The organism is Bartonella sp. AP40SXNS, assembly GCF_042195825.1.
Taxonomy (GTDB): domain Bacteria; phylum Pseudomonadota; class Alphaproteobacteria; order Rhizobiales; family Rhizobiaceae; genus Bartonella.
On sequence record NZ_JBHIPB010000130.1, the window covers coordinates 329 to 576 of the forward strand.

Genomic DNA, 248 nt, shown 5'->3' on the forward strand with positions numbered 1-248 from the left:
AAGTTGGAAATGTTATCTTTTCAAATGAAACACCTCCTTCATTAATTGCGGGACCGGGCCAGATGGAAAGCCGAGATCATGCTTTTGAAATGGCTGGTCGGATTAAAACAATTACAGATCAAATTGGTATTGGGTTTGTTTATAAATCTAGTTACGATAAAGCCAACAGAACATCCATAAGTGCGGCACGAGGCATTGGTCTTGAAAAAGCAATGGCTATTTTTTCTGATTTGAAGAAGGAATTTAAT

The 248-nt window shown here is 37.5% G+C and carries 1 pseudogene; it reads left to right on the forward strand.

Annotated elements, in window-relative coordinates:
- Positions 1–248 (forward strand): annotated as a pseudogene (locus ACFILZ_RS10150) (3-deoxy-8-phosphooctulonate synthase); the annotation flags it as partial.